21 protein-coding genes and 1 pseudogene are annotated in these 25,204 nt (G+C 44.1%); 2 read left to right on the top strand and 20 right to left on the bottom strand.

The window, feature by feature from the left end:
* Positions 1-47: 47 nt before the first annotated feature.
* The 5 genes from ACVBDY_RS09525 to ACVBDY_RS09505 form a co-directional block, all read right to left on the bottom strand.
* Positions 48-908 carry a cbb3-type cytochrome c oxidase N-terminal domain-containing protein gene (locus ACVBDY_RS09525; RefSeq protein WP_447175244.1) on the bottom strand — a complete coding sequence of 287 codons (861 nt, stop codon included), beginning with the start codon at positions 906-908 and terminating at the stop codon, positions 48-50.
* A complete protein-coding gene (locus tag ACVBDY_RS09520) occupies positions 905-1,090 on the bottom strand; it encodes a CcoQ/FixQ family Cbb3-type cytochrome c oxidase assembly chaperone (protein ID WP_447175243.1) in 186 nt (61 codons plus the stop codon). Before ACVBDY_RS09520 ends, ACVBDY_RS09525 begins: the two co-directional genes overlap by 4 nt.
* Before the next feature lie 2 nt (positions 1,091-1,092).
* A complete protein-coding gene (gene ccoN / locus ACVBDY_RS09515; RefSeq protein WP_447175242.1) occupies positions 1,093-3,294 on the bottom strand; it encodes a cytochrome-c oxidase, cbb3-type subunit I in 2,202 nt (733 codons plus the stop codon).
* Positions 3,295-3,296: 2 nt separating this feature from the next.
* Positions 3,297-3,482 (bottom strand): cbb3-type cytochrome oxidase assembly protein CcoS, encoded by a 186-nt coding sequence (gene ccoS / locus ACVBDY_RS09510; RefSeq protein ID WP_447175241.1) that lies wholly within the window; start codon positions 3,480-3,482, stop codon positions 3,297-3,299.
* 68 nt (positions 3,483-3,550) lie between these two features.
* The gene (locus ACVBDY_RS09505; RefSeq protein WP_447175240.1) at positions 3,551-5,881 is read right to left on the bottom strand and encodes a heavy metal translocating P-type ATPase; all 2,331 of its coding nucleotides are present in this window, start codon (positions 5,879-5,881) and stop codon (positions 3,551-3,553) included.
* On the opposite strand from ACVBDY_RS09505, the gene ACVBDY_RS09500 reads away from it, so the two are divergent.
* Complete coding sequence (locus tag ACVBDY_RS09500; protein WP_447175239.1) at positions 5,869-6,738, top strand: Crp/Fnr family transcriptional regulator; 870 nt, start codon at positions 5,869-5,871, stop codon at positions 6,736-6,738. The genes ACVBDY_RS09505 and ACVBDY_RS09500 overlap by 13 nt on opposite strands.
* Before the next feature lie 245 nt (positions 6,739-6,983).
* Complete coding sequence (locus ACVBDY_RS09495; RefSeq protein WP_447175238.1) at positions 6,984-8,078, top strand: hypothetical protein; 1,095 nt, start codon at positions 6,984-6,986, stop codon at positions 8,076-8,078.
* Here ACVBDY_RS09495 and ACVBDY_RS09490 read toward each other — a convergent pair.
* The 15 genes and pseudogenes from ACVBDY_RS09490 to ACVBDY_RS09420 all read right to left on the bottom strand — a co-directional run.
* The gene (locus ACVBDY_RS09490) at positions 8,075-9,328 is read right to left on the bottom strand and encodes a lanthionine synthetase C family protein (RefSeq protein WP_447175237.1); all 1,254 of its coding nucleotides are present in this window, start codon (positions 9,326-9,328) and stop codon (positions 8,075-8,077) included. The genes ACVBDY_RS09495 and ACVBDY_RS09490 overlap by 4 nt on opposite strands.
* 610 nt (positions 9,329-9,938) lie before the next feature.
* The gene (locus ACVBDY_RS09485) at positions 9,939-10,607 is read right to left on the bottom strand and encodes a superoxide dismutase (protein WP_447175236.1); all 669 of its coding nucleotides are present in this window, start codon (positions 10,605-10,607) and stop codon (positions 9,939-9,941) included.
* A gap of 23 nt (positions 10,608-10,630) precedes the next feature.
* Complete coding sequence (locus ACVBDY_RS09480; protein ID WP_447175235.1) at positions 10,631-11,842, bottom strand: GTP-binding protein; 1,212 nt, start codon at positions 11,840-11,842, stop codon at positions 10,631-10,633.
* A 408-nt stretch (positions 11,843-12,250) separates the two neighbouring features.
* Positions 12,251-12,613 (bottom strand): hypothetical protein, encoded by a 363-nt coding sequence (locus ACVBDY_RS09475; protein ID WP_447175234.1) that lies wholly within the window; start codon positions 12,611-12,613, stop codon positions 12,251-12,253.
* A gap of 278 nt (positions 12,614-12,891) precedes the next feature.
* A complete protein-coding gene (locus ACVBDY_RS09470; protein WP_447175233.1) occupies positions 12,892-14,433 on the bottom strand; it encodes a helix-turn-helix domain-containing protein in 1,542 nt (513 codons plus the stop codon).
* Between the two features lie 246 nt (positions 14,434-14,679).
* On the bottom strand, positions 14,680-15,522 hold the full coding sequence (locus ACVBDY_RS09465; protein WP_447175232.1) for a universal stress protein: 843 nt from the start codon (positions 15,520-15,522) through the stop codon (positions 14,680-14,682).
* Positions 15,523-15,697: 175 nt separating this feature from the next.
* Positions 15,698-16,747, bottom strand: a complete 1,050-nt coding sequence (locus ACVBDY_RS09460; RefSeq protein ID WP_447175231.1) for a response regulator — start codon at positions 16,745-16,747, stop codon at positions 15,698-15,700.
* Positions 16,725-17,963 carry a PAS domain-containing sensor histidine kinase gene (locus ACVBDY_RS09455; protein WP_447175382.1) on the bottom strand — a complete coding sequence of 413 codons (1,239 nt, stop codon included), beginning with the start codon at positions 17,961-17,963 and terminating at the stop codon, positions 16,725-16,727. The genes ACVBDY_RS09460 and ACVBDY_RS09455 overlap by 23 nt, the downstream gene beginning before the upstream one ends.
* A 204-nt stretch (positions 17,964-18,167) precedes the next feature.
* Positions 18,168-19,466 (bottom strand): acetyl-CoA hydrolase/transferase family protein, encoded by a 1,299-nt coding sequence (locus ACVBDY_RS09450; protein WP_447175230.1) that lies wholly within the window; start codon positions 19,464-19,466, stop codon positions 18,168-18,170.
* 61 nt (positions 19,467-19,527) lie between these two features.
* Positions 19,528-20,109: a hypothetical protein gene (locus tag ACVBDY_RS09445; protein ID WP_447175229.1), complete on the bottom strand. Its 582-nt coding sequence runs from the start codon at positions 20,107-20,109 to the stop codon at positions 19,528-19,530.
* Positions 20,110-20,208: 99 nt separating this feature from the next.
* Complete coding sequence (locus ACVBDY_RS09440) at positions 20,209-21,474, bottom strand: hypothetical protein (protein ID WP_447175228.1); 1,266 nt, start codon at positions 21,472-21,474, stop codon at positions 20,209-20,211.
* Between the two features lie 30 nt (positions 21,475-21,504).
* Complete coding sequence (locus ACVBDY_RS09435; protein ID WP_447175227.1) at positions 21,505-22,092, bottom strand: YceI family protein; 588 nt, start codon at positions 22,090-22,092, stop codon at positions 21,505-21,507.
* Between the two features lie 587 nt (positions 22,093-22,679).
* On the bottom strand, positions 22,680-23,615 hold the full coding sequence (locus tag ACVBDY_RS09430) for a M57 family metalloprotease (RefSeq protein WP_447175226.1): 936 nt from the start codon (positions 23,613-23,615) through the stop codon (positions 22,680-22,682).
* 525 nt (positions 23,616-24,140) lie between these two features.
* Positions 24,141-24,992, bottom strand: a pseudogene (locus tag ACVBDY_RS09425) (IS3 family transposase); the annotation flags it as partial.
* A 29-nt stretch (positions 24,993-25,021) separates the two neighbouring features.
* Positions 25,022-25,204, bottom strand: a 183-nt coding sequence (locus ACVBDY_RS09420) for a transposase (protein WP_447174366.1), incomplete at its 5' end; no start/stop codon positions are given.

Below are 25,204 nucleotides of genomic sequence, written 5' to 3'. Positions count from 1 at the left end.
TAACCTGTACTACGCCTTAACTAACAAAACCCCGGGCAGCCCATATATTACTCTTCTCTTTCTTCCCAGATATCTCCCTCGGGTTCCTTAGGGTTCGCAGGAGTTGTTCCCTGTAAAGACAGCACATAACTGGCTACCTGTTGGATTTCCCTGGGTCTCAGGGACTGTTTCCAGGCTATCATCCCTTTACCGGAGCGCCCTCCTTCGGAAATGGTGTGAAACACATTTTTAATTCCCCCTCCCAATATCCAGTATCGATCGGCGAGGTTGGGGCCTATGCCCCCGCCGCCATCGCCCATATGACAGGCCACACAATTGGTCTGAAATATGGTTTTCCCGGCTTCCAGGTCTCCCGTCTCCGTCAGCAGGGTTACCGTATTGGCATCTACCAGGTCTTTGGCCGTTTCCCTGTATTTGGTTATAGCTTTCTCGGCCCGGGCCACTTCTGCCTGGTATTCTTCCTCCTGGCCTGGTCCTCCGAATATTTCAAAACGGACCATGTAGACCACGGCAAACACTATGGTAAGATAAAAACCGTATATCCACCAGGGCGGCAGGGAATTGTCCAGCTCCCGGATGCCGTCGTAATTATGGTCCAGAAGAATTTCCCCTTCCTGCTCCACCGGTTTCGACCTGGTGAGTTTTCGCAGCCATATCCGGTACCATACTTCCCCGGCCTCCTCAGCCTGCCGCTGTTCTTCCGTCATCATTATTTCCGTAAGTCGCCTTAAAGCGGCCAGCACGGCCTCTATAGCAATAAGAATAATGGCAAAGACCAACAGGAATAAAAGAACCTCGGGATGTTCTATAAAAGCGGGCTTGTCCCCGGAATCGATAAAGTATTCCGCAGCTCCGAAAACAAGGGCTACTATGACAATAATTCGGAGATAAGATGAAAATGACCTCATAATTCTTCGTTTTCTTGTGATTCCAGGGGAATCTGTTTTACGGATTCTATATAATCTTTCTTCGCAGTAAATACCCACCAGAACAAGACGAGGAAGAACAGGAAGAAAATGCAGAGGGAAATGATGGGATATATCGCAACACCATCTATGCTTGCCATGTGATCTTTGACGAATTTGAGCATGGTTATGGTTTTTTATCGGTAATACTGTTGTCTTCTCTAATTTTTATATCGGTTCCCAACCTTTGGAGATAGGCGATCAGGGCAACGATCTCCCGGTCTTTCATCTCTGTAAACTCTTCATCGCGTTCTTTTGCCACTTGCCTGTCTTCTTCATAGGCTGTTACAAAGTCCGGATCGTTATGCAGGTTTTTCTCAATAGCGTCTGCCTGTATTCTCATATTTTCCTGTGCCTGTGCTATGTCTTCATCCGTATAAGGCACTCCCAGAGCCACCATGGCCTTCATTTTGCTTTCCGTATTGCTCCGGTCGTGTTTATCTCTTACCAGCCATTTGTAGCTGGGCATAATGGAGCCGGAAGATGTACTTTGTGGGTCCCACATATGGTTAAAGTGCCAGTTGTCCGAATATTTTCCGCCCACGCGAAACAGGTCCGGCCCCGTACGTTTACTTCCCCAGAGGAATGGGTGGTCATACACGTATTCTCCCGACCTGGAATACTCGCCATAGCGTTCCACTTCGCTGCGGAACGGTCGTATCATTTGCGAATGACAGCCCACACAGCCTTCCCGGATGTATATGTCTCTTCCTTCCAGCTCCAGTGGAGTGTACGGTTTTACGCTGCTTATGGTGGGTATGTTGGTTTTCACCATAAGTGTAGGTACAATTTCCACAATACCGCCTATGAGAATTGCTATGGTAGCCAGTATGGTAAGCTGTACGGGGCGACGCTCCAGCCAGGTATGAAAACCTTCTCCGCTAACCTTGCGCTTGGATACGCGCTGCAAAGCAGGAGCTTCGGCCAGTTCGTCATTTACTTTATTACCTTTCCGCATAGTTACCAAAACATTATACACACCAACCAGGGCACCGAGTATATAGAGAGAACCTCCTATGGCACGCATCCAGTACATAGGAATGATCTGTGTAACGGTTTCCAGGAAGTTGCCGTATATCAGTGTTCCGTCCGGGTTGAATTGTTTCCACATGGAAGCCTGGACAAAACCGGCCACGTACATCGGCAGTGTGTAGAGTACGATCCCCAGGGTACCTATCCAGAAATGGAAGTTTGCCAGTGTATTGGAATACAGTTTTGTCTTGAACATTCTGGGTACCAGCCAATAGATCATGCCAAAAGTGAGGAAGCCGTTCCATGCCAGGGCTCCTACGTGTACGTGAGCAATGACCCAGTCGGTAAAATGCGCTATGGCATTGACGTTTTTCAGAGAAAGCATGGGCCCCTCAAAGGTGGCCATACCATAACCGGTAATGGCAACCACCATAAATTTCAGCACCGGATCCGTACGTACTTTATCCCATGCCCCGCGCAGGGTAAGTAATCCGTTTATCATTCCTCCCCAGGAAGGTGCTATAAGCATTATGGAAAATACCACACCCAGGTTTTGCGCCCAGTCCGGCAAAGCGGAATACAACAAATGGTGCGGGCCTGCCCAGATATAGATAAATATCAGTGACCAGAAGTGTACTATGGAGAGTTTATAAGAATATACGGGTCTGTTTGCCGCTTTGGGCACAAAGTAATACATCAGTCCCAGAAAGGGTGTTGTGAGGAAAAACGCAACTGCATTGTGTCCGTACCACCATTGTACCAGGGCGTCCTGAACCCCTGCATAAACGGAGTAACTCTTCAGTGCACTAACCGGAATCTCCAGGCTGTTGAATATGTGCAGGACGGCTACGGTAACAAAGGTTGCCAGGTAAAACCATACGGCAACATACAAGTGTCTCTGTCTCCGTTTGAGAATAGTACCTATCATGTTTACCCCGAAAGCTACCCACACCAGGGCTATGGCAATATCGATAGGCCATTCCAGTTCGGCATATTCCTTGGAAGTAGTGTACCCCAACGGCAGGGTAATGGCGGCTGCAACAATAATAAGCTGCCATCCCCAGAAATTGAATTTACTCAGAAAATCGCTGTACATCCGGGCTTTTAGCAATCGCTGGAGAGAATAATACACCCCTGCAAAAATAGCATTCCCCACAAATGCAAAGATAACCGCATTGGTGTGCAACGGCCTTAAACGGCCGAAACTAAGCCAGGAAATGCCCTCGGTGAGTCCGGGAAATAAAAATAAAAATGCAAGCAGCAGCCCCACCGTCATCCCGATAATCCCCCAGAACATAGTGGCCAGTAAAAATTTCCGTACAATTTTGTTATCGTAGTAAAATTGCTCTATTTCCATATTTATGATTGTTTATTATCTGTTTCATGAGACTCTTCTTCTTTTACCAGTTCGTCCTCGAAAAGCATACGTACCGACGGGGTATAGTTATCCTGGTACTGACCGTTTCTTACGGCAGCTATAAAAGCCGCAAGGAAAACAACCGCTACTACGATACTTACTGTTATAAGAATATATATGACACTCATTCCGGTTTCTTTTGCTGTCAAAATTACTTTCCCGTAAGCGGGCAAAATATGATAAAAGTCATATTGCCTTATTTTAAATTTCTACTGATAAAATTTGTGAGTACCGTTACAAAGACCACTATGGTAACAGAGCTCAGAGGCATGAGGATAGCCGCTATTACCGGAGACAATTGTCCGGAAACCGCAAAGGCCAGCCCGGCTATATTGTAGAGAAAAGAGAGTACGAAACTTATTTTAAGTACTTGTATCCCTTTCCTGGAAATATCTATGAACTGCGGAATGTCCCGGAAACGGGAAGCATCGAGTATGGCATCGCATGCGGGAGAAAAAGCGTTGGTATCTTCCGCAATGACCACTCCCACATCGCTTTGCTGTAATGCTCCGGCATCGTTGAGACCGTCACCTATCATCATTACCCCGGCTCCCCTGTTCCTGCACTGCCGAACGTAATTCAGCTTGTCTTTCGGTTTGCGGTTAAAAAGCATCTGTACACCCGGAGGGAGCAGTTTCTCCAGGTAGGACCGCTCGCTTTCGTTATCACCGCTCAGAATGGCAAGACGATATTTCCGGGATAACTTTTCAAATAAAAACAACATTCCTTCCCTGTACGTATTCCCGAAAGTAAACCTGCCGCGATAGTGGTTGTCAGTGCTGATATGGACACTTGTTTTTCTCGGTATATCTGGATTTTTATTTCCTGTAAACCCGGCAGATCCTATACGTATATGTTTCTCCGTGTATGTGGCCTCTATTCCTTCTCCCTGGTATTCCTGAAAAGTATCGGGCGTAAGGATACCATTGCTATGCAGAATGGTATATAACTGCCTGCTCAACGGATGGGAAGAGTTCCTGAGGGTACTTTTAAGCATATCTTCTTCTTCCGGGTTCAGAATATCCCCTTCGTAGGTAATGGCTGCGGAATTCCCCGTGGTAATGGTTCCGGTCTTGTCGAATATAATAGTATCTGTCTTTGCCAGCCTTTCTATTACGGAAGCGTTTTTCAGATAGAATTTTTTTCTCCCGAAAATCCTCACCAGGTTTCCCAGAGCAAAAGGTGCAGACAGAGCCAGTGCACAGGGACAGGCTATGATAAGTACTGCGGTAAAGGCATTGAATGCAACATCCGTATATCCCCGGTATAACCAATATGCAAGTGATAAAAAAGCTATCCCTAGGACTATAGGCGTAAAATAGCAGCTCACCGTGTTGGTCAGGGTACTGTACCGGTCTTCCTTCTTCTCCCTGAAAGTGCTGTCGGACCACAACCGGGTAAGGTAGCTTTGGGAAACGGAGCCCAGAGCCTCTATTTCCAGTAAACCCGATAACTGCCGTCCCCCGGCAAATAACTTGTCTCCCCGTTGTTTTTCCACCGGTTCCGCCTCTCCGGTTACAAAACTGTAATCGATAAGGGCATTGCCTTTTAAAAGTTTACCGTCCACCGGGATAAGTTCTTCGTTCCGTACCAGAAAGCGGTCTCCCTTTACGATCTCATTAACCTGTACGGCTTCTTCCTTTTCTCCGGATACCCTGGTCACGGCTACCGGGAAATAGGATTTGTAATCGTGTTCAAAAGAAAGAAAGTCATAAGTTCTTTGCTGCAGGTATCGCCCTATGGTCATAAAAAAGATCAGGCCCGTAAGGCTGTCAAAAAATCCCGGGCCGTAACCGAAGGTTATATCAGCCAGGCTGCGTAAGAACATCACGGCAATTCCCAGGGCAATGGGAACATCTATGTTTAGCAGCCCGGAGCGGATACTTTTGTAGGAGGATACGAAATAATCTCCCGCGACATAAAAAACCGCGGGCAATGACAGAGCAAACATCAGCCAGCGAAAAAACAGCTTGTACTGTTCCAGCCAGAACTCTTCCACTTCAAAATATTCCGGAAAAGACAGCAGCATTACATTGCCAAAGACAAAACCGGCAATCCCCAGCTTGTAAAGCAACGACCTGTTCCCGGAGCCCTGGACGGATTCCAGGTTCTGAAGGTTTATATTCGGTTCATATCCTATGGAAGCCAGCAGCTGTACTATTTCCTTCAGGGAAACGGTATTGCTGTCATACGTTATACGGATGCTTTTTTTCGGGAAATCCACCTGCGATTCCCTTATACCTCCATGCAGTTTTTTCAGGTTCTCTAATATCCATATACAGGAACTGCAATGTATTCCGGGGATATAAAGACTGACAACATGTACGGGACCATCGTGAAACTCCAGGAGCTTCGCGGAAATATCCGTGTTGTCCAGGAAATCGTATTTCGAATGGATTTCCCCCGGACGCATTCCGGGAGCTTCCTGCAGGTTGTAGTAACTCTCCATACCATTACCTGCGAGAATACTGTAAACCGTTCTGCACCCGGTACAACAAAAATTCTTGTTATCATATGCTATATCCATTCCTTTACAGGAGGCTCCACAATGAAAACAGGTTTTTCCGGTATCATCCATATCCCATTGATTTTGCAGCAAAAATGACGATCAATAACCGGAAATTACATGACATTTATCAGTTGATATTTCGTAAATTTACTTCGGATTTCAACCGTAGGGATATGGACAGGTGCGAGCAATGTATAGTGCGGCAATTTACGGCCCTCAATGCACTCACAAAAGATGAACTGATACGGATGGCGGTATGCCGGACGTCGGAGAACATAAAAAAAGGGCAGGTTTTATTTGCTGAAGGAGATCATCTGAAAGGTGTTTACTGTATAAAAAACGGTATCTGTAAACTTACCAAACTGAGTGCCAACGGCAGGGAACAGATCGTAAAACTGGTGACCCGTGGTGATCTGCTCGGACAGCGGAGCATATTGAGCGGCGATAAGGTGAATCTCAGTGCCGTTGCGGTTAGTGATATGGAAATCTGCATGTTGCCGAAAGAAGATATACTGAGGTCCCTGACTAATAACAGGGAATTTTCTTCCGAAATAATGAAAGATGTATGTCATGACCTGAAAAACGCTAACAATTCTACCGTAAATATGGCACAAAAAACGGTAAGACAGCGCCTGGCAGATACACTCTTATATCTTCACAATACCTATGGTACAAGTAATAACGGTTTTCTTCTGGCACAACTCAGCAGGGAAGAACTGGCCGGTATGGTAGGTACGCCCACAGAATCGCTCATACGTACACTCTCGGGGCTCATACGGGAAGGATACATAAAAACCGAAGGCAAAAAAATACGTCTTAATAATATACCGGCGCTGAAAAAAATTTCCAACGGACAGGAAAGCGTTTTATCTTGAAATAACTTTTATCCGGCTTTGCCCCGTTCTTCGGGATATCTTTTTTTTACATCCTCCTGAAAATATCGTATATTTGTGCTATCCCCTTTCTACTTATTAAAAAGTTCACAAAAAGAAAATATTCTTTTTACAATCGGTATGTACCACATGCGTACTTTGGTTATTCCGTGAAATTTCCAGGAGTCCATATGATGGATTCCCGGAGCATCTTTATTATTGTTTTAACTAACCTGAAAACACACCGTATGATGAAAAAAACTACCCGCATTTTTTTATTGCTATTATGCATTTTTACAGGGTTATCCCCGGTAGCCCGTGCACAGCACTTTTCGTTAAAACCTCTAAGAGACACACATCCGGTAAACAAGGAACATTTCAACTTTCCTTTTATAACGGACAGTACCGATGCTGCTATGAGGATAAATACCTGGCTGCACGGTACTATTCTGGAAATACTTCCCGGACAATTTCAGTACTCCCCTTTTGAAAAAATATGGCCCAAAAACAGGTCAGTCCAAGGGGTAACCATGCTCAATTACCTAGTATATGCCAATAACAACAGGTATATTTCCATAGATATTACCGGGGAATACGCCGGAATGCACAGTTCCCGCTTTTCGGTCATTCAGAATTTCGATGCACAAAGCGGACAACCCATAACCCTTGATGACCTTTTTACTTCAAAAGGACTGGAAGGTCTGCAACAACTGGCTATAAAACAAAGGGCAGACTTATTACACCGTTTTCTGACCTCCCTGGATACGACCAACCGGAATGATGCCAGGCAATATCAAAAATACGCGGATTGCCTGTCTGCCCTGAAAAAAGACGACCTGGTATACGATAAATTACTGCTCACCAACAATTCACTCAAGGTTATCCGCAACAGTTGTTATTCCCATTCCGATAACATCCATGACGAGCTAGGTGACTTTGAAAATGAATTTGATTTTGAGCAGTTAAAGCCCTTCCTCAATACATATGGCAAACACCTTTTTTCTTCTGCCTCCAACGACAGGTATTTTCAAAATAAAAAAAGCGGTATCCATATCGGGTTGTACCGGGGCAACATAGAACAGCAACAACCTGTAAGTATTTTTGTGGAAAAAATTTATGGTGACGGCTCTTTAAGGGCATTTTGTTATTACGACAAAGCTGCAAAAAGAATAGATCTGCAAACGGAAAGGAAACCGGATGGTTCCTACGAATTCAGAGAAATAGGACCGGACCAGAAAACTGTTACCGGAATATTCTACCTAAAATATGACCATTCTTTTCGCCTGGAAGGAGCCTGGCAAACCCCGGACAGGTCTGAGGCATACCGGGTAGATCTGCATTAACGGGAATTGCCTATTAACAAGCATTCGTTCCACCGGGTGTATTCAGGAGAGAATTCGGCCATTATGGAAAGACCTATACCGGCTATTCCTTCCAGTATCCCGGTTTCCGGTTGCCAATCCTGTCTGTCTCCACCCCGCCACTGCATATAACCGGCATATCCGTTGGAATGCACAGCCATTTCCAGTGCCTTTTGGCGCCAGAAATCAGCAGCCATTGCAAATACTTTTTGGTTTGTTTGCCGCTCTATATATCGGTATATATGCATAATACCATAAGCACCGTGGCAGAGGCCCGCGTCCCGGATCCCGGCTTCTTCCATATTTTTTCGCCATGTGGAATACTCCAATACTTTTAGTGCCCGGGCAGATAATTTGTCATCTTTCAGAACTTTTCCCGCATGCCAAAGAGATAATCCCGTTCCTACATCTCCATAACACCATCCGAGACGGTTCTTGTTGCTTTTCTCACCGGAATCTGTTATCCATGCCGGGAAAAGAGAAGTCCCGGATATCGTGCCTTCCCAGGATAAAATATAATATACAGCACCTTTCAACAATGGTTTGACCTCAGAGAATTCGGGGTAAACAAGGAGACGGGACAGGAAGTTCACTATACCGGACATACCATGAGACAGGCTTAGGTTATATCCTTTAAGTTGTTCTTCCCGGATAAGCCAGGACTTCCATTTATTACCGCTATTCTCTGTAATGGTAGCTTCTTTCAACCTGTAGACAATCTTGTTCAGGAGTTTTGCATAGCGCTCTTTTAATACTCCCGAGCCCGTATTTCGGTAACGGATCAGAAAATAATGGCCTATTCCCATTATGCCATGCAGAAAGTCATAAAAATTGTTGTCCGTATACCGATCTATACAGTCCGCCAGAAAATCATCCAACACGGGAAAGATCGTATCACTTTCCAGGTCAATAAACCCTTCTTCCCGCAGATGTTCCATACTCCACAAAGCTCCGGATATACCAGAACAGTAGGTATGTATATCATAACCATTATTCATCCTGTCAAAGATCTCGGTAAGTATTTCACTTCCCAAATCCGCATAATATTCCTTTCCTGAAAACCTGGAGTAATAAAAACAGAACACGGCTATCCCGGATATACCGGTAAGCACGCCTATATCTTTCGTTTGCATGTATTGCTTTTCCAGCACGGCACTGATCTCTTCCAATTTGGCCCTTAAAAAAGCTTCGGGAGGTATAGACACAAAAGTATCGGGATGTGATTCAAGCATTGTGAAGATAGTAATGAGATATGGGTTATAAAGTTGCAGGTCGATCAGAATTCCGTTTTATGCCAGACACAAAAAACACAGGCCGTGGCACCTGTTGAGAGTGCACGACCCGTGTTTGCAGTCTACCACTAATAACATTGCATGCCCGGAGGAGGACAAGTGTTCAGAGGCCCGTTTGTAGGACACCAATAAGAGTCCTCACACCTTGGTCCGTCCGTAATGGCTCCCCCCTTAATTCCTTGGGTGCTCAGATTGCTTACAACTTCTTTCTTAAGCTGTAAATTTTTCAGTGATTTTTTCATGGTAAGAGATTTTTGAAGTTATGCCTACTCTTTTTGATTAAAGGTTTTCGGCTTCCCCTTTTTTCCGGGGCAAGGGAAACCACCCGAGACAATGGCTTCCAATGCATAGCAGGTTATATTCTTTTTTATTATTTTACATATAAGGCTATCAAATATAGATCATTAACAACCATAAAAAAATCCCTGAAATCAGGGATTTTTATAGAAACAATTATTAACTCACGGTTTTAAGACGAAAACCGTTTACTTACCGGTTAGATTTGAAATACTCCATCCGGATAACAACCGGGATGTGTGGAGAAATGATTTTACAGGGATTCCCCGTATCTTCGGTTCACTTCTTTCCAGTTAATTATATTCCACAAGGCTTCCAGGTAATCCAGACGCTTGTTCTGGTATTTCAGGTAATAGGCATGTTCCCATACATCTACTCCCAGAATAGGGGTTCCCTTCACAGGAGCATCTGCCATAAGTGGATTATCCTGGTTTGGACTGGATGTCACTGCCAGTTTCTTTTCCGCAGTTACAATGAGCCATGCCCATCCGGAACCAAATCGGGTAGCCGCAGCACCAAGAAATTTTTCTTTAAGTCTGTCCATTCCACCGAAATCCCTTTTTATGGCTTCCAAAAGCTCTTTGGAGGGTTTGGTATTTTTCTGCGGGGTAAGGACAGGCCAGAACAAGGTATGGTTAAAATGCCCTCCCGCATTATTGCGTACGGCCACGCCATACTCGGAAATATCACTGAAAATTGCCTCCAGTGAAGCGGGAGATTTACCCGTTTTTTGAAGGGCTTTATTCAGATTGGCTACATACCCCGCATGGTGTTTGCTGTAATGGATCTCCATTGTCTGTGCATCTACAAAAGGTTCCAGGGCATCATAAGCATATGGCAAGGGCTCCTGCCGAAATTGAGCAGCCACCTCTTGTAAGGTCAGAACGGACAAGGCGATTAAAAGGATCTTTACGGTTTTCATGGTGTTATTTAATTTATCGTTTATTAAAGATGTTCGGGAAACGGATCGGGGAAAGCCGTTTTGTCTTCAAACAGTATTTCTTCTTCGTCAAATAGCAGGCAATTCTCCAGATCGTTTATCATTTTTCCCCTGTTCATATCCTGGCCGATAAATACGAGTTCATTGATCCGGTCTCCCCATTTTTTGCTCCACCTGTCCTCTATAACATCCCGGTTGTCCAGGTAAGAAGGGTAGCTAATCCTGTCGGCAAAAGGCATACTGCACCACCATACCCCTGCCCGTTCCAGTCTTGACGATCCTCCGGCCTGCGAAAAATTCAGGGCTTCATCAGGCCGGGAAGCCAGCCAGAACAATCCTTTGGCACGGATAATATTTCCCGGATATGCTTCGTTCAGATATTCCCATAAACGTTGTGGGTGAAAAGGCTTCGGGTTGCGAAAAACAAAAGATCCTATACCGTATTCTTCGGTTTCCGGGGTGTGATGCCCTGCCTCCAGTTCCTTCTGCCATCCGGCAGATGCCTGGGCTTCTTCAAAGTCAAACAGCCCGGTGTTTAAAATTTCTTTGGGGTCTACCTTACCGAAGGTCGTTTCCACTATCCTGGCATCGGGATTGAGTTTACTTATGGCCGCACGGAGCAGTCCTGTGGTTCTTTCACCTGCCAGGTCCGTTTTATTCAGTATGATTACATTGGCAAACTCCACCTGGTCCGTAAGGAGATTAACTATGGTGCGGTAATCTCCCTCCATATCCGTAAGTTGCCGGTCTGCCAGCATTTCATCCGTACCGAAATCTCTCAGGAAATTATAGCTATCCACTACGGTTACCATCGTATCTATATAGCTGAAAGCGGAAAGGTCTATTCCATTTTCCGGATCGGCAAAAGAAAAAGTCTGCGCCACGGGAACAGGTTCGCTTATGCCAGTGCTTTCAATGAGCAGGTAATCGAATTTTCCTTCGTGTGCCAGGCGCTCTACTTCCACCATAAGGTCCTCACGAAGTGTACAACAAATACAACCGTTGCTCATTTCCACCAGCTTTTCTTCGGTTCGAGAAAGAACGTTTTCACTCTCCACCAGCCGGGCATCTACATTTACCTCACTCATATCATTGACGATCACTGCTACTTTAAGTCCCTGCCTGTTATGTAATATATGATTCAATAAAGTAGTCTTCCCCGCTCCCAGGAAGCCGCTCAGTACGGTTACCGGTAATTTTCTGGTATTCTTATCCATTTTTTAAATGCAACTTTATTGCAAATATAAAAATATTCTTATAAACGCAACTATGTAGCATAAAAGAATTAAGAGAAAAAGGAAGATAAACGCATATAAAACTATTCCTTGTTCCATCCTGATATAATGGAAAGAAGGCTTTTCATAATCAGGGATTTTTTCCTCCCCTTAGGGTCGGGGTAAAGAAAAATCCCCCTGCAAGTGCCGAAATTATAATCAAAAAATATATGATGCGTTTATCCCGGGAATAAGATGGGCAGGATAAAAAGTTGTAGCGTATATAGGTCCGACGTTTCCGCTCAGCATTTTCCAACTGAAACGGCTAAGTGCTTCTACGAAAACACAAGAGTCCACAATTCCTGGTACAAGACTTGCCGGAGCGGTATTTTACAAAAAAGTTTCACTATTCTAATATTCCGTAGGCAAAAGCAATGTTCTTCCTATCCAGTACAGGCAAAAAGACGTGCCCCTGGGTATCGGAACCGGGTTTTCTTCTTTTTGTTTTTGTAATACACGACCATCCCTGTCCCGGAATTCGATACAGGTACCATATATCCGGATAGATATAAAGGAAGTTTCGGAAATGCAGGATGCTCCCCTGGCTATACGCAATAAGAGTTTCTGCGTTTTAAACAGGTCGCACATCACATATTTTACGCCTTCGGTATAATAAAATCCTAAAAAAGGGTGCTTATGAAGGGCTCCGGTACTCCGGAACCTCTCTATTTTCTTTTGAAATTCTACCTCGCTGGCTAACAATGTTCTTATCATTTTTAAGAAAAGAGCATAAAATTAAAAAAAACAAGAAAATACCCGGTCCAATACAGGACCGGCCTTTTCTCTTATTTCCGGGGTAGAAAACACATAAGTCTGGAAAACTCATATACCCTACGAAAATAGAGAAATACAGATCTTCAGGGAAGCTTTTGGCTTTTCATATTCGCGAATACGGATAAGGAATACCGATCCATTTCCTTCAACATCTACAACCGTTAACAGCGTTTTTTACCATCCCTGACAATCAAAAATGTCAACAACAAACAAATATCTCACACTACTTTTTTCTTCTCCCTGAGATACGCCATAAATTCGGAAGGAGGCAGGCCTATAATACTTCGGAAAACCATGCTGAACTTACTGTGAGATGAAAACCCACACTCCTTGGCCAGGTAGCTGATCTTATAATTCAGGTAATCGGGTGTCTCTTCCAATTTTTTAACGATATAGTGTATCCGGAGTTCATTAATGTATGTATTAAAGTCTTTCCCTTTGTACTTGTTAATAATATAGGAAAGGTATTTGGTATTGGTACCTATTCTTGCTGCCAGGGCAGAAGAAGAAATATTCCGGTCCGTGAATTTTCCGGATTCCTCGAAACGCGATAATTTATTCAACAGTAATTTCTCGGTTTTTTCCGGCATCAGTTCCGTCTCCCTTATCGCACTTTCCCTTTTTTCCGCAGGTATTAATACCCTGGTATTCCTGCTTACTTTCGTTAGTTTTTCTCTGAATTTCCTGTACCTGTCCTTTTGTCTCTTACGATTTATAAGTACGAATATAATTACCAGCAACAACAGCAGGGACACAATGGCAATGATAACGTAATATACCTGAGATGTCTTTGCCTGTTCTTTATAAACCTGGCTGACGGCCTGGCTGTAGGTTTCCTGCCTGGCCTCTATTTCCCTTTCTATTACTTCCAGGTACCGGTCATTGTAAAAGGCATATTTCTCCACATTCCCTACAGCTTTGTAGTAGTTTGACAAAGCCTGGTAAACCTCTCCCTGAAGGGAAATATCTCCGGAAGCATCGGCAAAACCAAGGGCTTTTTCCAGATGGTTACAGGCCCGGGGATAATCATTTTTCTCCATAAAAATTTTCCCCAACCCCAAGTGAATCATTCCTTCCTGTATGGGCACTCCGTTAGTACCGGCAATGAAATCCAGGGCTTTGCGATAGTGGTACCGGGCAGAATCATTTTTGTGCAGCCTGTGATAGTTTTCTCCAAGGGCTTTCTGTGTAGTAGCCAGGTGGAGGTTCCTTCGGAAATTATCTTTCAGCAAAATAAAATAGGTACCGGCTTTATGTTCCAATTGCACGGCTTCCCGGAAATTATTTTCGGCTATTGCGTAATACGCTTTTTCCTGGTACAAGAGGCCCTGGTATTCGTTGGATATCTCTTTCTCCCTGATTTTTCCGCTTATTGCTATACCTTTTTCCAGGTAGCGCATTCCCACTTCCGGCAAACCGGATTCCCTGTATTGACTGGACAGTGCTCCACAGGCTCTCGCTTGCCATTCGTAAATCCCGGCTTTGGAAGCCAGGCGCTCCCCTTCCAGTAAGTATTCAAGGGCTTTTTTTTTGGCTTTTTTACGCCTGTACAAACTGGACAGCAACAGTAGAGATTTTACTTTCTGATGTTCTCCCACGGAAGCCCGGTAAAGCGAATCCGCAGTGCGGATCCCGTAACCGAGATCTTTATTAGCCGTATACAAACGATAGTAAATACTGTCAAAAGCATCTCGTTGCTGCGGCCTTGCCTTTTCTGCGAACAGAAATAGGAAAAACAGAAGAATATAATATCTTGTCATCGGGTAACGGTTGGTTAATCTGACAAACAAAAGGCAGGTTGCATACTTCCGGAATTTTTGAAGGGGCTAATCCGGAAAGGTATCCGGGAAGGATATTCTACGGTGAACAGATTTTTCCTTCCCGAAACGGAAAAAACAAATATACGTTTTAGGAATCACATATCACGAATATTCTGTAAATAATGGTCCCCGATCCCTTAGCTACAACTGGAAATTAACTACAAAACCGGTGTTTTTACCGGCTTATTATTCGTGGAGTACCAAAAAAGGGATTCTCGTATGATAACTTATCCGGGCCACGGTGGGCCTGAAGAGGGCCTGTTGGAAGAAATTCAGTTTTTTCGCCATCATGGCTATCCAGTCTATATCCGTACTATCCGTGAATTCCTCTATGGCTTCTCCCAGATTGTTATGGGTCATGCGGTGAAAACTGTACTCCCTCCCACGGAGATAATTTTTGAGGTAGCTTTTATTTCTTTCCTGCTCTTCCCCAAGGCTTTCATGCGCGTTCTTTACTACATGGAGCACCCTTACGGCAGCAGAAAATTTATCCACCAGGAAAAACATCGTGTCCAATACCTTTGGAGAATAGGGAATGCTGTAATCCGTAGGAAAAACAATCTGTTTCGGGAAATGGAAGGCCGTGTCTTCCGGCACTACAAGTACGGGACATTTTACTTTGGTAATGACATCCCCCGTATTACTCCCCACCGTCATTTCCCTGAGCCCGGAAGCCCCTTTCGTTCCCATTACAATCAGGTCTATATTCTTTTCTTTGACCTGTTTTCTTATCGCTTCTATAAAAAAATCATATTCCGGTAGCGGAATGAAATCCGAATTGCTTTCCGGCAGTTCCTCTTTCATCCATAGTGCCATTTTTTCCAGCCCTGCCTCTGACCGTGACCGTACGTCGGTATCATAATCTTCAGGGAAAGCCACCAACGGCATTCCTCCACCTGCATATACATAGGGCTCTACTACATTACACAGGTAGAAATTACATTCGGAAGTGCCGAACAGTAGCATGGCATATCTGACGGCGTTCCGTGAATTTATGGAGAAATCGGTCGGGATAAGGATATTTTTCATCACATTTCTTATCTATCACGAGCAAAAATATGAGGAAGGAACAGAATAAAATATGATAAATATCAACCGGGATAACGGTCGGGTTATTGGTTGCAGTGAGCACTAAGCGGAGGTGGCTGAGTGCAGCGAAGGGTGTATCGAAGCCCCGGGTAACAAATTTACCCTTCTTGTTTTTTTAACGCATTTTCTCCAGCCCGTCTATATCCAGCACCTTTATGTTTCGGCCTTCTATGGCGATCAGGCCTTCTTTTTTTAGTTCGGACAGTGTACGGATAAAACTCTCCGGAGCGATTCCTGCTACACTTGCCAGGTCGTTACGTGAAATACGGATTTCCCGTTCGGGCTGATGTTGAAGCTTTTCCACGAAGCGTAAAATGGTACCCGCAGTCTTTTTCCGTACGGAACCATAAGCCATTTGTAACAATTTTTCTTTGACTCCGGAGAGGTCTCCGGCCAGAAACTCCACCAATTCTACAGCCAGTTTGTGGTTATTCCTTAAGATTTCGGCAAAGGAGTCTTTGCGGACGCCATAGAGCGTGGTTTTTTTGAGAGCCGTTGCCGATTCTTCGTAAGGAATGTTTTGTGTAAAGGAATAGTAACCGAAAAAATCATCATCCCTGCTTATGTCGGTAATCAGTTCCTTACCATATTCTTCGATACGATGCGTTTTTACCATGCCTTTTTCCACGAGGTAAATATAATTGGCATGGTTACCTTCGGTATAAATGATATCTCCTTCTTCAAAAGTAAAGTACTCCCCTTCGTCAGTAAAAAAATTCTTGAGTTCATTGATGTTCCGTATTTCTTCCTCATCTTCTTCTGCAAGTGATACGGGCACCACACCTTCCTTAAGAAGAGATACCTTGGCCAACCTGCTTTCTATGGCACTTATCAACTCTTCTTCTTCAAAAGGTTTGGTCAGGTAATCATCGGCTCCCAAGTCCATACCTTTTCGCACTTCTTTACGTTCTGTCCTCGCCGAAAGGAATATAAACGGTATCTGCCTGGTTCCTGGATTGGCGGAAAGTGTTTCCAGCACGCCATATCCGTCCAGTTCAGGCATCATAATATCGCATACGATAATATCGGGCTTTTCCTCTGTTGCCAGGGCCACGCCTTTTTTACCATTGGGTGCGGTAAGCATTTCATATCCGGACAATTCTAGTAGTTCTGCTGTGCTTTCACGCAAAACGGGGTCGTCTTCAATGAGCAATATCTTTTTCATGGTTAGGTAGTTTTACCGTAAATGTAGTTCCTTTTCCTTCTTCGCTGATAAAATCTATTTCCCCGCCCAGGTTTTCCAGGTGACTTTTTACAATATTGAGGCCTATACCCGTACCCTGGTCTATAATGGCATTCCTGGCCCGGAAATACCTGCTGAAAATATATTTCTGGTCTTCTTCAGGAATACCTATGCCGTGGTCTTTTATCTTAAAGACGAACAGGTTTCCTTCTTGTTCCACGATGATATCAATTTCGGTATGTTCGGGGGAATATTTGACGGCATTACGCACCAGGTTGGATAGGATGAGCTCCAGTATCTTTTCGTCCTGATAAATAATATAATCGTCTATCTCGTCGGGAAAATTGATCCTTTGCCCTGTTTTCAACAGCATATTGGCATCGTATATCACCTCGTTGAACACCCTGCTAATACGGAAAGGCGCAAACGTATATTTTTCCTTACCGGATTCTATACGCTCTACGGAAAGGAAATCGTTGAGTATGTTGTTCAGGTAACGTACCTTGTTTTTGATGGTCTCCAGGTGCTTTTCCCGTTTTTCCTGTTGTCCGTTTTCCGTATATTTTCCTATGAGCGTGGCCGAAACCAGGATACTGCTCAACGGGGTTTTAAATTCGTGAGATACCAGCGAAAGGAATTTGGTCTTCAGTTCGTTGAGTTCTTTTTCTTTCTGAAGCGCGTTCTTGATCTTGTTTTCGGCCTCTGTCCTCCGTTTCACTTCTTTTTTCAGCAGGCTTACGGATTCTTTCAGCTCCTGCGTACGGCTTTCTACCTTTTCCTCCAGTTCTTCATTGAGCTGCCTGATCCTATTTTCGGCTTCCCGGCTTACGGTAACATCCATCACCAGCGCCACTACAAACTTTTTGTCGTTTACAGTAAACGGGTTCAGCCCAATTTCCACAGGAAGCTCCGTACCGTCTTTACGTATTCCCCACAGGTTCCTTCCGGCAGCCATCTTGCGTTTGCTTGATTTCTCGTAATAATTGCTGAAATACTGGTCGTGGCTGTTGTGATAATGAAAAGGGATGAGTATATCCAGTTTTTTTCCGACCAGCTCGTCTTTTACATAACCGAACATGTTTTCCAGGGTGGAGTTGACCGCCATTATATTTTTTTCTCCGTCCACAACCAGAATACCTTCTGAAATAGTTTCGAGGAGAATACCGAAAATATCTTCTTCCTGTTGGAAAAACTTCATCACAATTTACCAGTATTTACAAGTGTTTACACGAACTACAAGGTTCACTATACCGAGGCTTTCAAAGATAGGAATTTAAGACATATTTAAAAATATATGTCTTAAAAAACAACGTATAAAACAAAAAGCGGAACGGAAATAAATATTGGTTTCTCCCGCTCCGCCTGAATATCAAAAATTGTTGTATAAATTATTCCTCCCTTTTCATGTCGTTCGGAATATTGCCGATATATTGCTCCCGAACCTTTCAAAAGCAGCTTTTTCCAGTGCTTCCCTATGATCGGGATGGACTATGGAAATCAGGGCTTTTGCTCTTTCCTTGAGATTTCTGCCAAAGAGGTCCACTACTCCGTATTCCGTAGCGACATAATGCACATGTGCCCTAGTGGTGGTAACCCCGGCGCCCTGTTTGAGAAAGGGAACTATTTTAGATATGTTCTTCGCGGTTATCGAAGGTAATGCTATTATGGCTTTTCCTCCTTCCGAAAGTGATGCCCCACGGATAAAATCCATCTGTCCGCCTACCCCGGAATATTGCATGGCCCCTATACTATCAGCACACACTTGCCCGGTAAGGTCTATTTCAATGGCGCTGTTAATAGCTGTTACTTTAGGGTTCCGGCGGATAATGGCCGTATCGTTGGTATATGCTGCTTCTTTAAAATGCACTATGGGGTTGTCGTCAAGAAAACGGTACAGGACGGGTGAGCCGACGGCGAAACAGGTTACCAGTTTTCCGCGTTTAACATTCTTTTCCTCACCGGTTATTACCCCTGTTTCCACCAGGGGCAGGATACCATCGGAGAACATTTCGGTATGTACACCGAGCCTCTTGTGGTTTTTGAGCTGACTGAGAACACCGTTGGGAATACCTCCTATTCCCATCTGCAGGGTAGCACCGTCCTCTACCAGTCCCGCTACATGATACCCAATACGTTTTTCTATTTCCGAAGGCTCCTTCATTTCCGTACAATATATGGGTTCGTCCGCAAATACAGCAGCATCTATTTTATTGATATGGATAATGCCGTCCCCGTGTGTCTTGGGTACATTGGGGTTCACCTGTGCTATGACCTTCTTAGCGGCGCTGATTGCCGGAAGCGTAATGTCCACGGAAGTTCCCAGCGAACAATACCCGTGCCTGTCCGGCGGAGAAACCTGGACGAAGGCCACATCTACAGGCAAGAGATTTTGCCGAAAAAGAAGGTGTATCTCACTCAGAAACACAGGAATGTAATCGCCATGACTGGAATTCACTGCGGGACGGACATTACCCCCTACAAAAAAACTGTTGATGCGGAAGGTTTCACTATAGGGATGTTTAGTGTAAAGAGCCTCCCCTTCGGTATGCATCTGTACGATCTCTATGTTTTCCAATTCGTTATACCGGTTACAGAGGGCGTTGATCAATGTATTAGGGGTCATTGCCGCTCCCTGAAAAAACACCCGGCTCCCCGAGGTTACGAGGGCAACGGCTTCTTCTGCTGTAGTGTAATGTAACATGTCTGTATTAGTTTTAAACAATCTGTTTTTCTATTATTCTCCCCCTGGTAGCGGCTTAGGTTTATTTAGCAATTTTTAGAGACAAATCAAAATATATATCTATCTTTTCATCTACAACGATAAGCCCGAACATCTTTTTCGGGGGTTGCAGCCCGAAATCACGGATATTCAACGGCAAAATCCCCGAACATCGCAATCCCTCGTCCGTATCAAGTTGTACAGGAATGTTATACATTTTCCTGATCCCTGCAATAGTAATGGATATGAAGGCATTCATTTCCCCTGATTTGTATATTACTTCCTTCAGATTCAGATCGATGTGCGGATAGGTTTCCGTTTCCAAAAGACTATGAAAATCTTTGTTGATACCTTTTCCCCCGCATCCGAATCCTTTATTTTCAAGGCGGATCAGGGCCCGGTCAAAAATCATTCTGTCTTGTTTTCTTCTAAAACTAACGGGAACGGATGTTTCCAGGAGTTCCCGGTCATAAATACAGCTAAAATCGCGAACATTGGCAGAGCCTTCTAAATACAGTTCGCTTCCCTTACTTATCCGTACCACACATTTCTCTTCGGAAAAAGGGTTACCAGAGCAGAACAGAGTAAACACCAGCATTATACCTATCCGGAAGATCATTTCCATTGTTTTAACGAATTACAAGGCTGTTTCCGGAGTGCCGGGTTTATCGGATACCATGGCTATGGCCTCCGGAACAGCCCTGAGTTATTGTATGAATTCCGATCAGAAACTAATCACTGCTTCTACCATCAATCCGTCGAATTTACCGTCATTCAGGATGCTGGAAGTGTCAAAACCATCGTATTTCTGATTCACATATTCCAGTTTGGCCAATATATTTTTGGTCATAAACCATCCGGCACCAAGTTGATACCTGGTAATATCCACATCATTATAAGTAAGGGTTTCTTCTCCTGTAGCCAGATTGTATCTTCCTCCTATATAGAAATTTTCCGAATTTCCAAAGCGATACAGGAGTTCTGCCCCATATTGATTCCACACCCGGGAATCGGTCTCTCCTGCAGCTTTACCGGAAGATCTTTCGTACATCCCGAAGAATTCCAGGCCATTATATTTTACAAAAGGGTTTATCATTACGGCAGTGAGTTCGTTACTAAAACCGGGATCATACCTTCCTGAAGTAAAATTCCCTTTAGAAGTAGCCTCTTCGTTTTCCATTACAAAATAATACCTGGACCCTGCCCTGTCTCCTGCGTATAAATACGTTCTTGATGAATGAGCGGTATGGTAAACAGACCCGGTAAGACGCAATCTCAAATCCGGTTGTATTTGCCTGTCATATCCTAGTTTTGCCAAAAAAGACGGACTGGTTTCCCCGGGTTGATCTACGGCCTGGTTAAGCTTTCCGTTAGAAATTCCCAACATGGAAATAAAGCCGTTCTTCCTGTAATATACCTCGGCGCCTACTTCGGTAGTAAAGGCATCCATAATATAGTTTCCTACGAAAGGATTATAGATGGCCTGAGCGTTATCTGATCTTCGGAAATGAGCATCCCCGTAGTTGTTTTCCATATGTCCTATTTTAATGGTGACATATTGCATCACGTCTTCCAGGAATCCGGGACGTATAAAGTCCAGTTTATCAATCTGGAAATAACCGCCTTTTACATAAGGTTCCGGGTGATGACGGGAAGAGAGGTAAGTCCTCAAATGCATGCGGACGCCGTCAAAAAGGGCCACGTCAAGATCCAGGTTGGCTGTTGCCAGGTTAAAGTTATCTCCTATTTCTTTCAGCGCTACACTACCGCTGTTGCTGTGGTCCAGGGCCTGGAACTGCAGGGTGGACGCCCCTCCGACGCGTACCTTTACTCCATCAAAAGTAGATACGGTATCTTTAGGACTCTCAAAAACGTTTATCCCGTTCTTATCCGGACTCCTGTAGTTGTCCGGGTTTCTCTGCTGGGCATTTACCGTCACGGTAAGCATACTGCATATAGCCAGTAATCCAATGGTTGTTAATCTTTTCATGATTGCTTGTTTAAAGAATATTATCTGTATTTAGTTATAGGTCATTTCAAATTTCACCGTAACCTTTTCTCCTGTTTTTACGGTTCCCAGCAATGCCGTAGGCGGTTCCACGCCGTAGTCGGTCATCACTATATCGGTACTGCCGGAAAGGCGTATTTTGTCTTTGAGCACTACTGTTAATGTAAGGGTGACTTTTTTGTTTACTCCCGCTACGGTCAGATTTCCAGGTATTTCAACCTGGTACTGTCCTGTCCCGGTTTCTTTTATAGCCGTAGCTTTGTCCGAACGGAAAGATATTTCCTTATGATCCTTACTTTTAAGGGCTTTATACGTGTTTTTGTCCATTCCGCTTTTTCCGCTTTTCAACCCTTCTACGGCCAGGGTAAACGATAGATTTTCCACGGACTTCAACCGGTTTTCTTCTACGGAAAAGGTCCCTTTTCCATTGAAAGATGTCGCTTCGAGTTCCCAGTCGTGCAGATTGGAAGTTCCTAATACCTCCAACTTACTTTCGGAAGGCACTACATGAAGTTCCTGTGCCCTGGCAAACGGAAAGAAGAATATAATTCCCAGTAATGCTCCTGCTATTTTTCCTTTTAATAGTTTTGTGTTTTTCATCTGTTCATTTTTTATTTGTTTTTAATTGGTCAGATGTAATTCGCCATTGAACATTCCGGTTGGTATCAACTCACATTGTTATGGCTCATTTCATAATAGTAACATTTTATAAGGTCTTACCCTCGTATTTATTTACAGGACAAAAGTGGGGTGAAAGGAAATCTTATAACATGATATTTATCAGGTCCGGTAGAAATGCCTGAAGAGAATTATAAAAAAGGATGTGGAATGCGCTAACAGAAACCGGGTAGGCCTGTAGGAGAAGGTAAATTGTAATTAAGCCTAAACCACTCCGCATTGGAAGGTGCAAGTGCTGCTATAACCCCGGTTATCCCCATAATTATCGGGATCGGGAACAGGGATTAAGTTCCTTCAAATAAAACTAATAACTTTGCCGGGATTCCCCCGGACTTTGTGAAAGTATAGAATTTTTGGGCTGGCGATATGGGATTTCAGGAATCCCGATTATCCCGGGGCGGGCCCTAAAGAAGAAAGATTCAAGGGACATAAAAATCGAAACCCGGGCAAACTACCTCATATTGCCCGGGCTTCTCAGATAACTACTCTCTAAATCAGCATCTGTTTTATTATAACTCCGGATAGAGATGTTTTATGGCTATCAGGTCATTCGGAGTAAAAGGACGGTTGGTACCGTTAGAGCATGCGAGCATCCAGGACGGATCGGACTGCGGGTCCGCGCCGGTCGGGGTTCCTGTTATGTGATACGGAACTTCATCAGGATCGAGTTCTGTCTCGTCATACGGGTCGTTTATTCCATACTGGAAACGAAGAATAAGAGCTTGCAGCGGACTGATGTACTGACCGCAACTCAGGCTGCGATCGTGCAGATCGGTATGACGGAACCCGATGGCATGTCCTATTTCGTGAGCAATAGTAGTCACAAAATCCGCCCTGTTTGTCTGTGGGTTGTAATGATCTATACTGAGGTCGATCTGGGGGGCCGGATTGCCGTCTGCATCCGGGAAACCATAAGATTGTCCTAATACATTGCCATCTTCAAACTGCCTTCCCTTAATCACGATATCGGGAGTATCCGTAGCGTCGGCATCAAGCAATTCAAAATCGAGGACCAGGTCCAGCTCGTTAAACCGCGCTATGGCTTCTTCCGTCGAATTATAAAAATAGGTTTGTTGAGCCCCGGCATCTACCTTGATCTTCAGGGTACGGGTACTGCTTCCTACATCTACTTTAAAAGGACTGCTGTACTGCTCCGGAGAAGGGGTGCCGGTAATGGTATTGTACATGAGTTCTTTCTGGTATTCTATAGCTTCGGCAGTTAAAAAAATATCACCTTCCACAAGGTATCCGCCGTCGGTCTTAATAACACCTTCGGGAGAAAAACCGGCAAGGAATATATTTTCTTTTTCCTCGTCACTGATCTCCATTTGGGTGTTGTTGTCCACCACGGCAGTGTCTTCCTTTTCACAACCTACGAGCATAAACGCTGTACAGATTGCAGGTATAGTATATTTCAATCGGATTTGGGCTATAATACGTTTCATTTTAAATCATATTTAATTTTGTTTGTGTTTAGAAAAAATGATCATTACTCTTTTAAATCGTATGACTTCGGGGCAGGGTCTTTAAGCAAAGGCACTCCAATGATATACGGAATGTTTTCCGGAGGATTCCGGTAGCGCATTAAAAATACTTGGGTCATAGTTTAAATTTTAGTTAAGTTAGTAATGCCGCAGAGCGACTTTATACAGGTTTTTAGTAATTTTGGTTATCTCTTTCCGGATAGAGAAACAGCCATGTTTCGCGAAATAATTTCCTGTCATACAGGAGGAATTAACCTGTTAAAATCCAAAAGTATTCATAAAATAACCGACATTTTATCCCCTTTTCGCAAACCTTTGTCCCAAAAACGCAACGGAGGTGGTTGGTTGCAGGTTTCAAGTTACGGGTTACAGATTTCAGGTTGCAGGTTGCAGGTTGCAGGTTGTAGGTTGTAGGTTGTAGGTTGTAGGTTTTAGGTTTTAGGTTTGGGCATTGGGCATGCCTGAATATGGTTGCCTTTTTTCAGGTTAATAATTAATCTTAAATCTCGGTTTTTGTTCAGGGGTTAACCCCTGAACAAAGGTTTCAAATTCTACAGGTTTCATATTTTTTAGTGAACCATGTGGACGTTGATAATTGTACTTTTCTACGATTTTTTTTATCAATATTCTCCCTTGTTTTAAACTGATATGGGAGTGGTCAAAATCGATATATTCATTTTTTAATATGCCGTTTAAAGATTCTGCATGAGCATTCTCCCAGGCTTTACCGCCCATGCTGGGCTGTACCTGATTTTCTGTATGTAACTCAGCTAATCGCTTATAAACGTATTGGCTGCCTTTATCCGAATGAAAGATGAGTTGTTTCCGTTCGGCTTTAGCAGTCGTGGCCAGAGCTTGCCTATAAGCTACAACTATAGTATCCTCCGCGGTCAGGGTGGCTGACAAACTCCAGCCTTTGATTTTCCTACTGTACACATCCAGGATCAAGGTCAGGTAATAAGGCTTCTTAGCTGATACAGCGATATAGGTAATATCACTCACCCAAAGCTGGTTGATCCCGGTTAGTTGTAAATCAGTGATCCGATTAGGATACCAATGCTTCCCCCCATAAGTGGTACGGTAACGGTTGCGCTTGCGCTTTAACCTAAAGCCATGACTCAGCAATAAGGCCTCGGTCTTGTCCCGACCCATCCCGGTAGGCTTGAGCTCCGCATAGAGCTTCCTACAACCCAGCCGAGGATGGCCCTTACGAAGCTCCCTTGCGGCTTCCAGAACACTATTCCTAACCCGGAGTTGTTCCTGGTGGTCACGCACTTGCTTATAATGCCCCTGTTTGCTTATACCTACCATCTCATATAAAGATTGCATCTTATACCGATGAGCCGACCGATGACAACGAAACCATTCTAAGACAGCCCTTTGTTCTTTTTTTCAATATCCTCCCCCATCCGATCTGAGGCCAACGCCATCAACTTCTCTAAATAATCAATGCGCATTTGCTTTTGACCCAAAGCCCGTTCCAGCTCCTTAATGCGCTCTGCCTGCTCTTTGTGCTTCTTTGATAAACTTTTACTTTCCACTATCATTCG

Source organism: Sinomicrobium halophytocola, from assembly GCF_052983395.1.
This window is presented reverse-complemented; position numbering and strand designations above follow the sequence as displayed.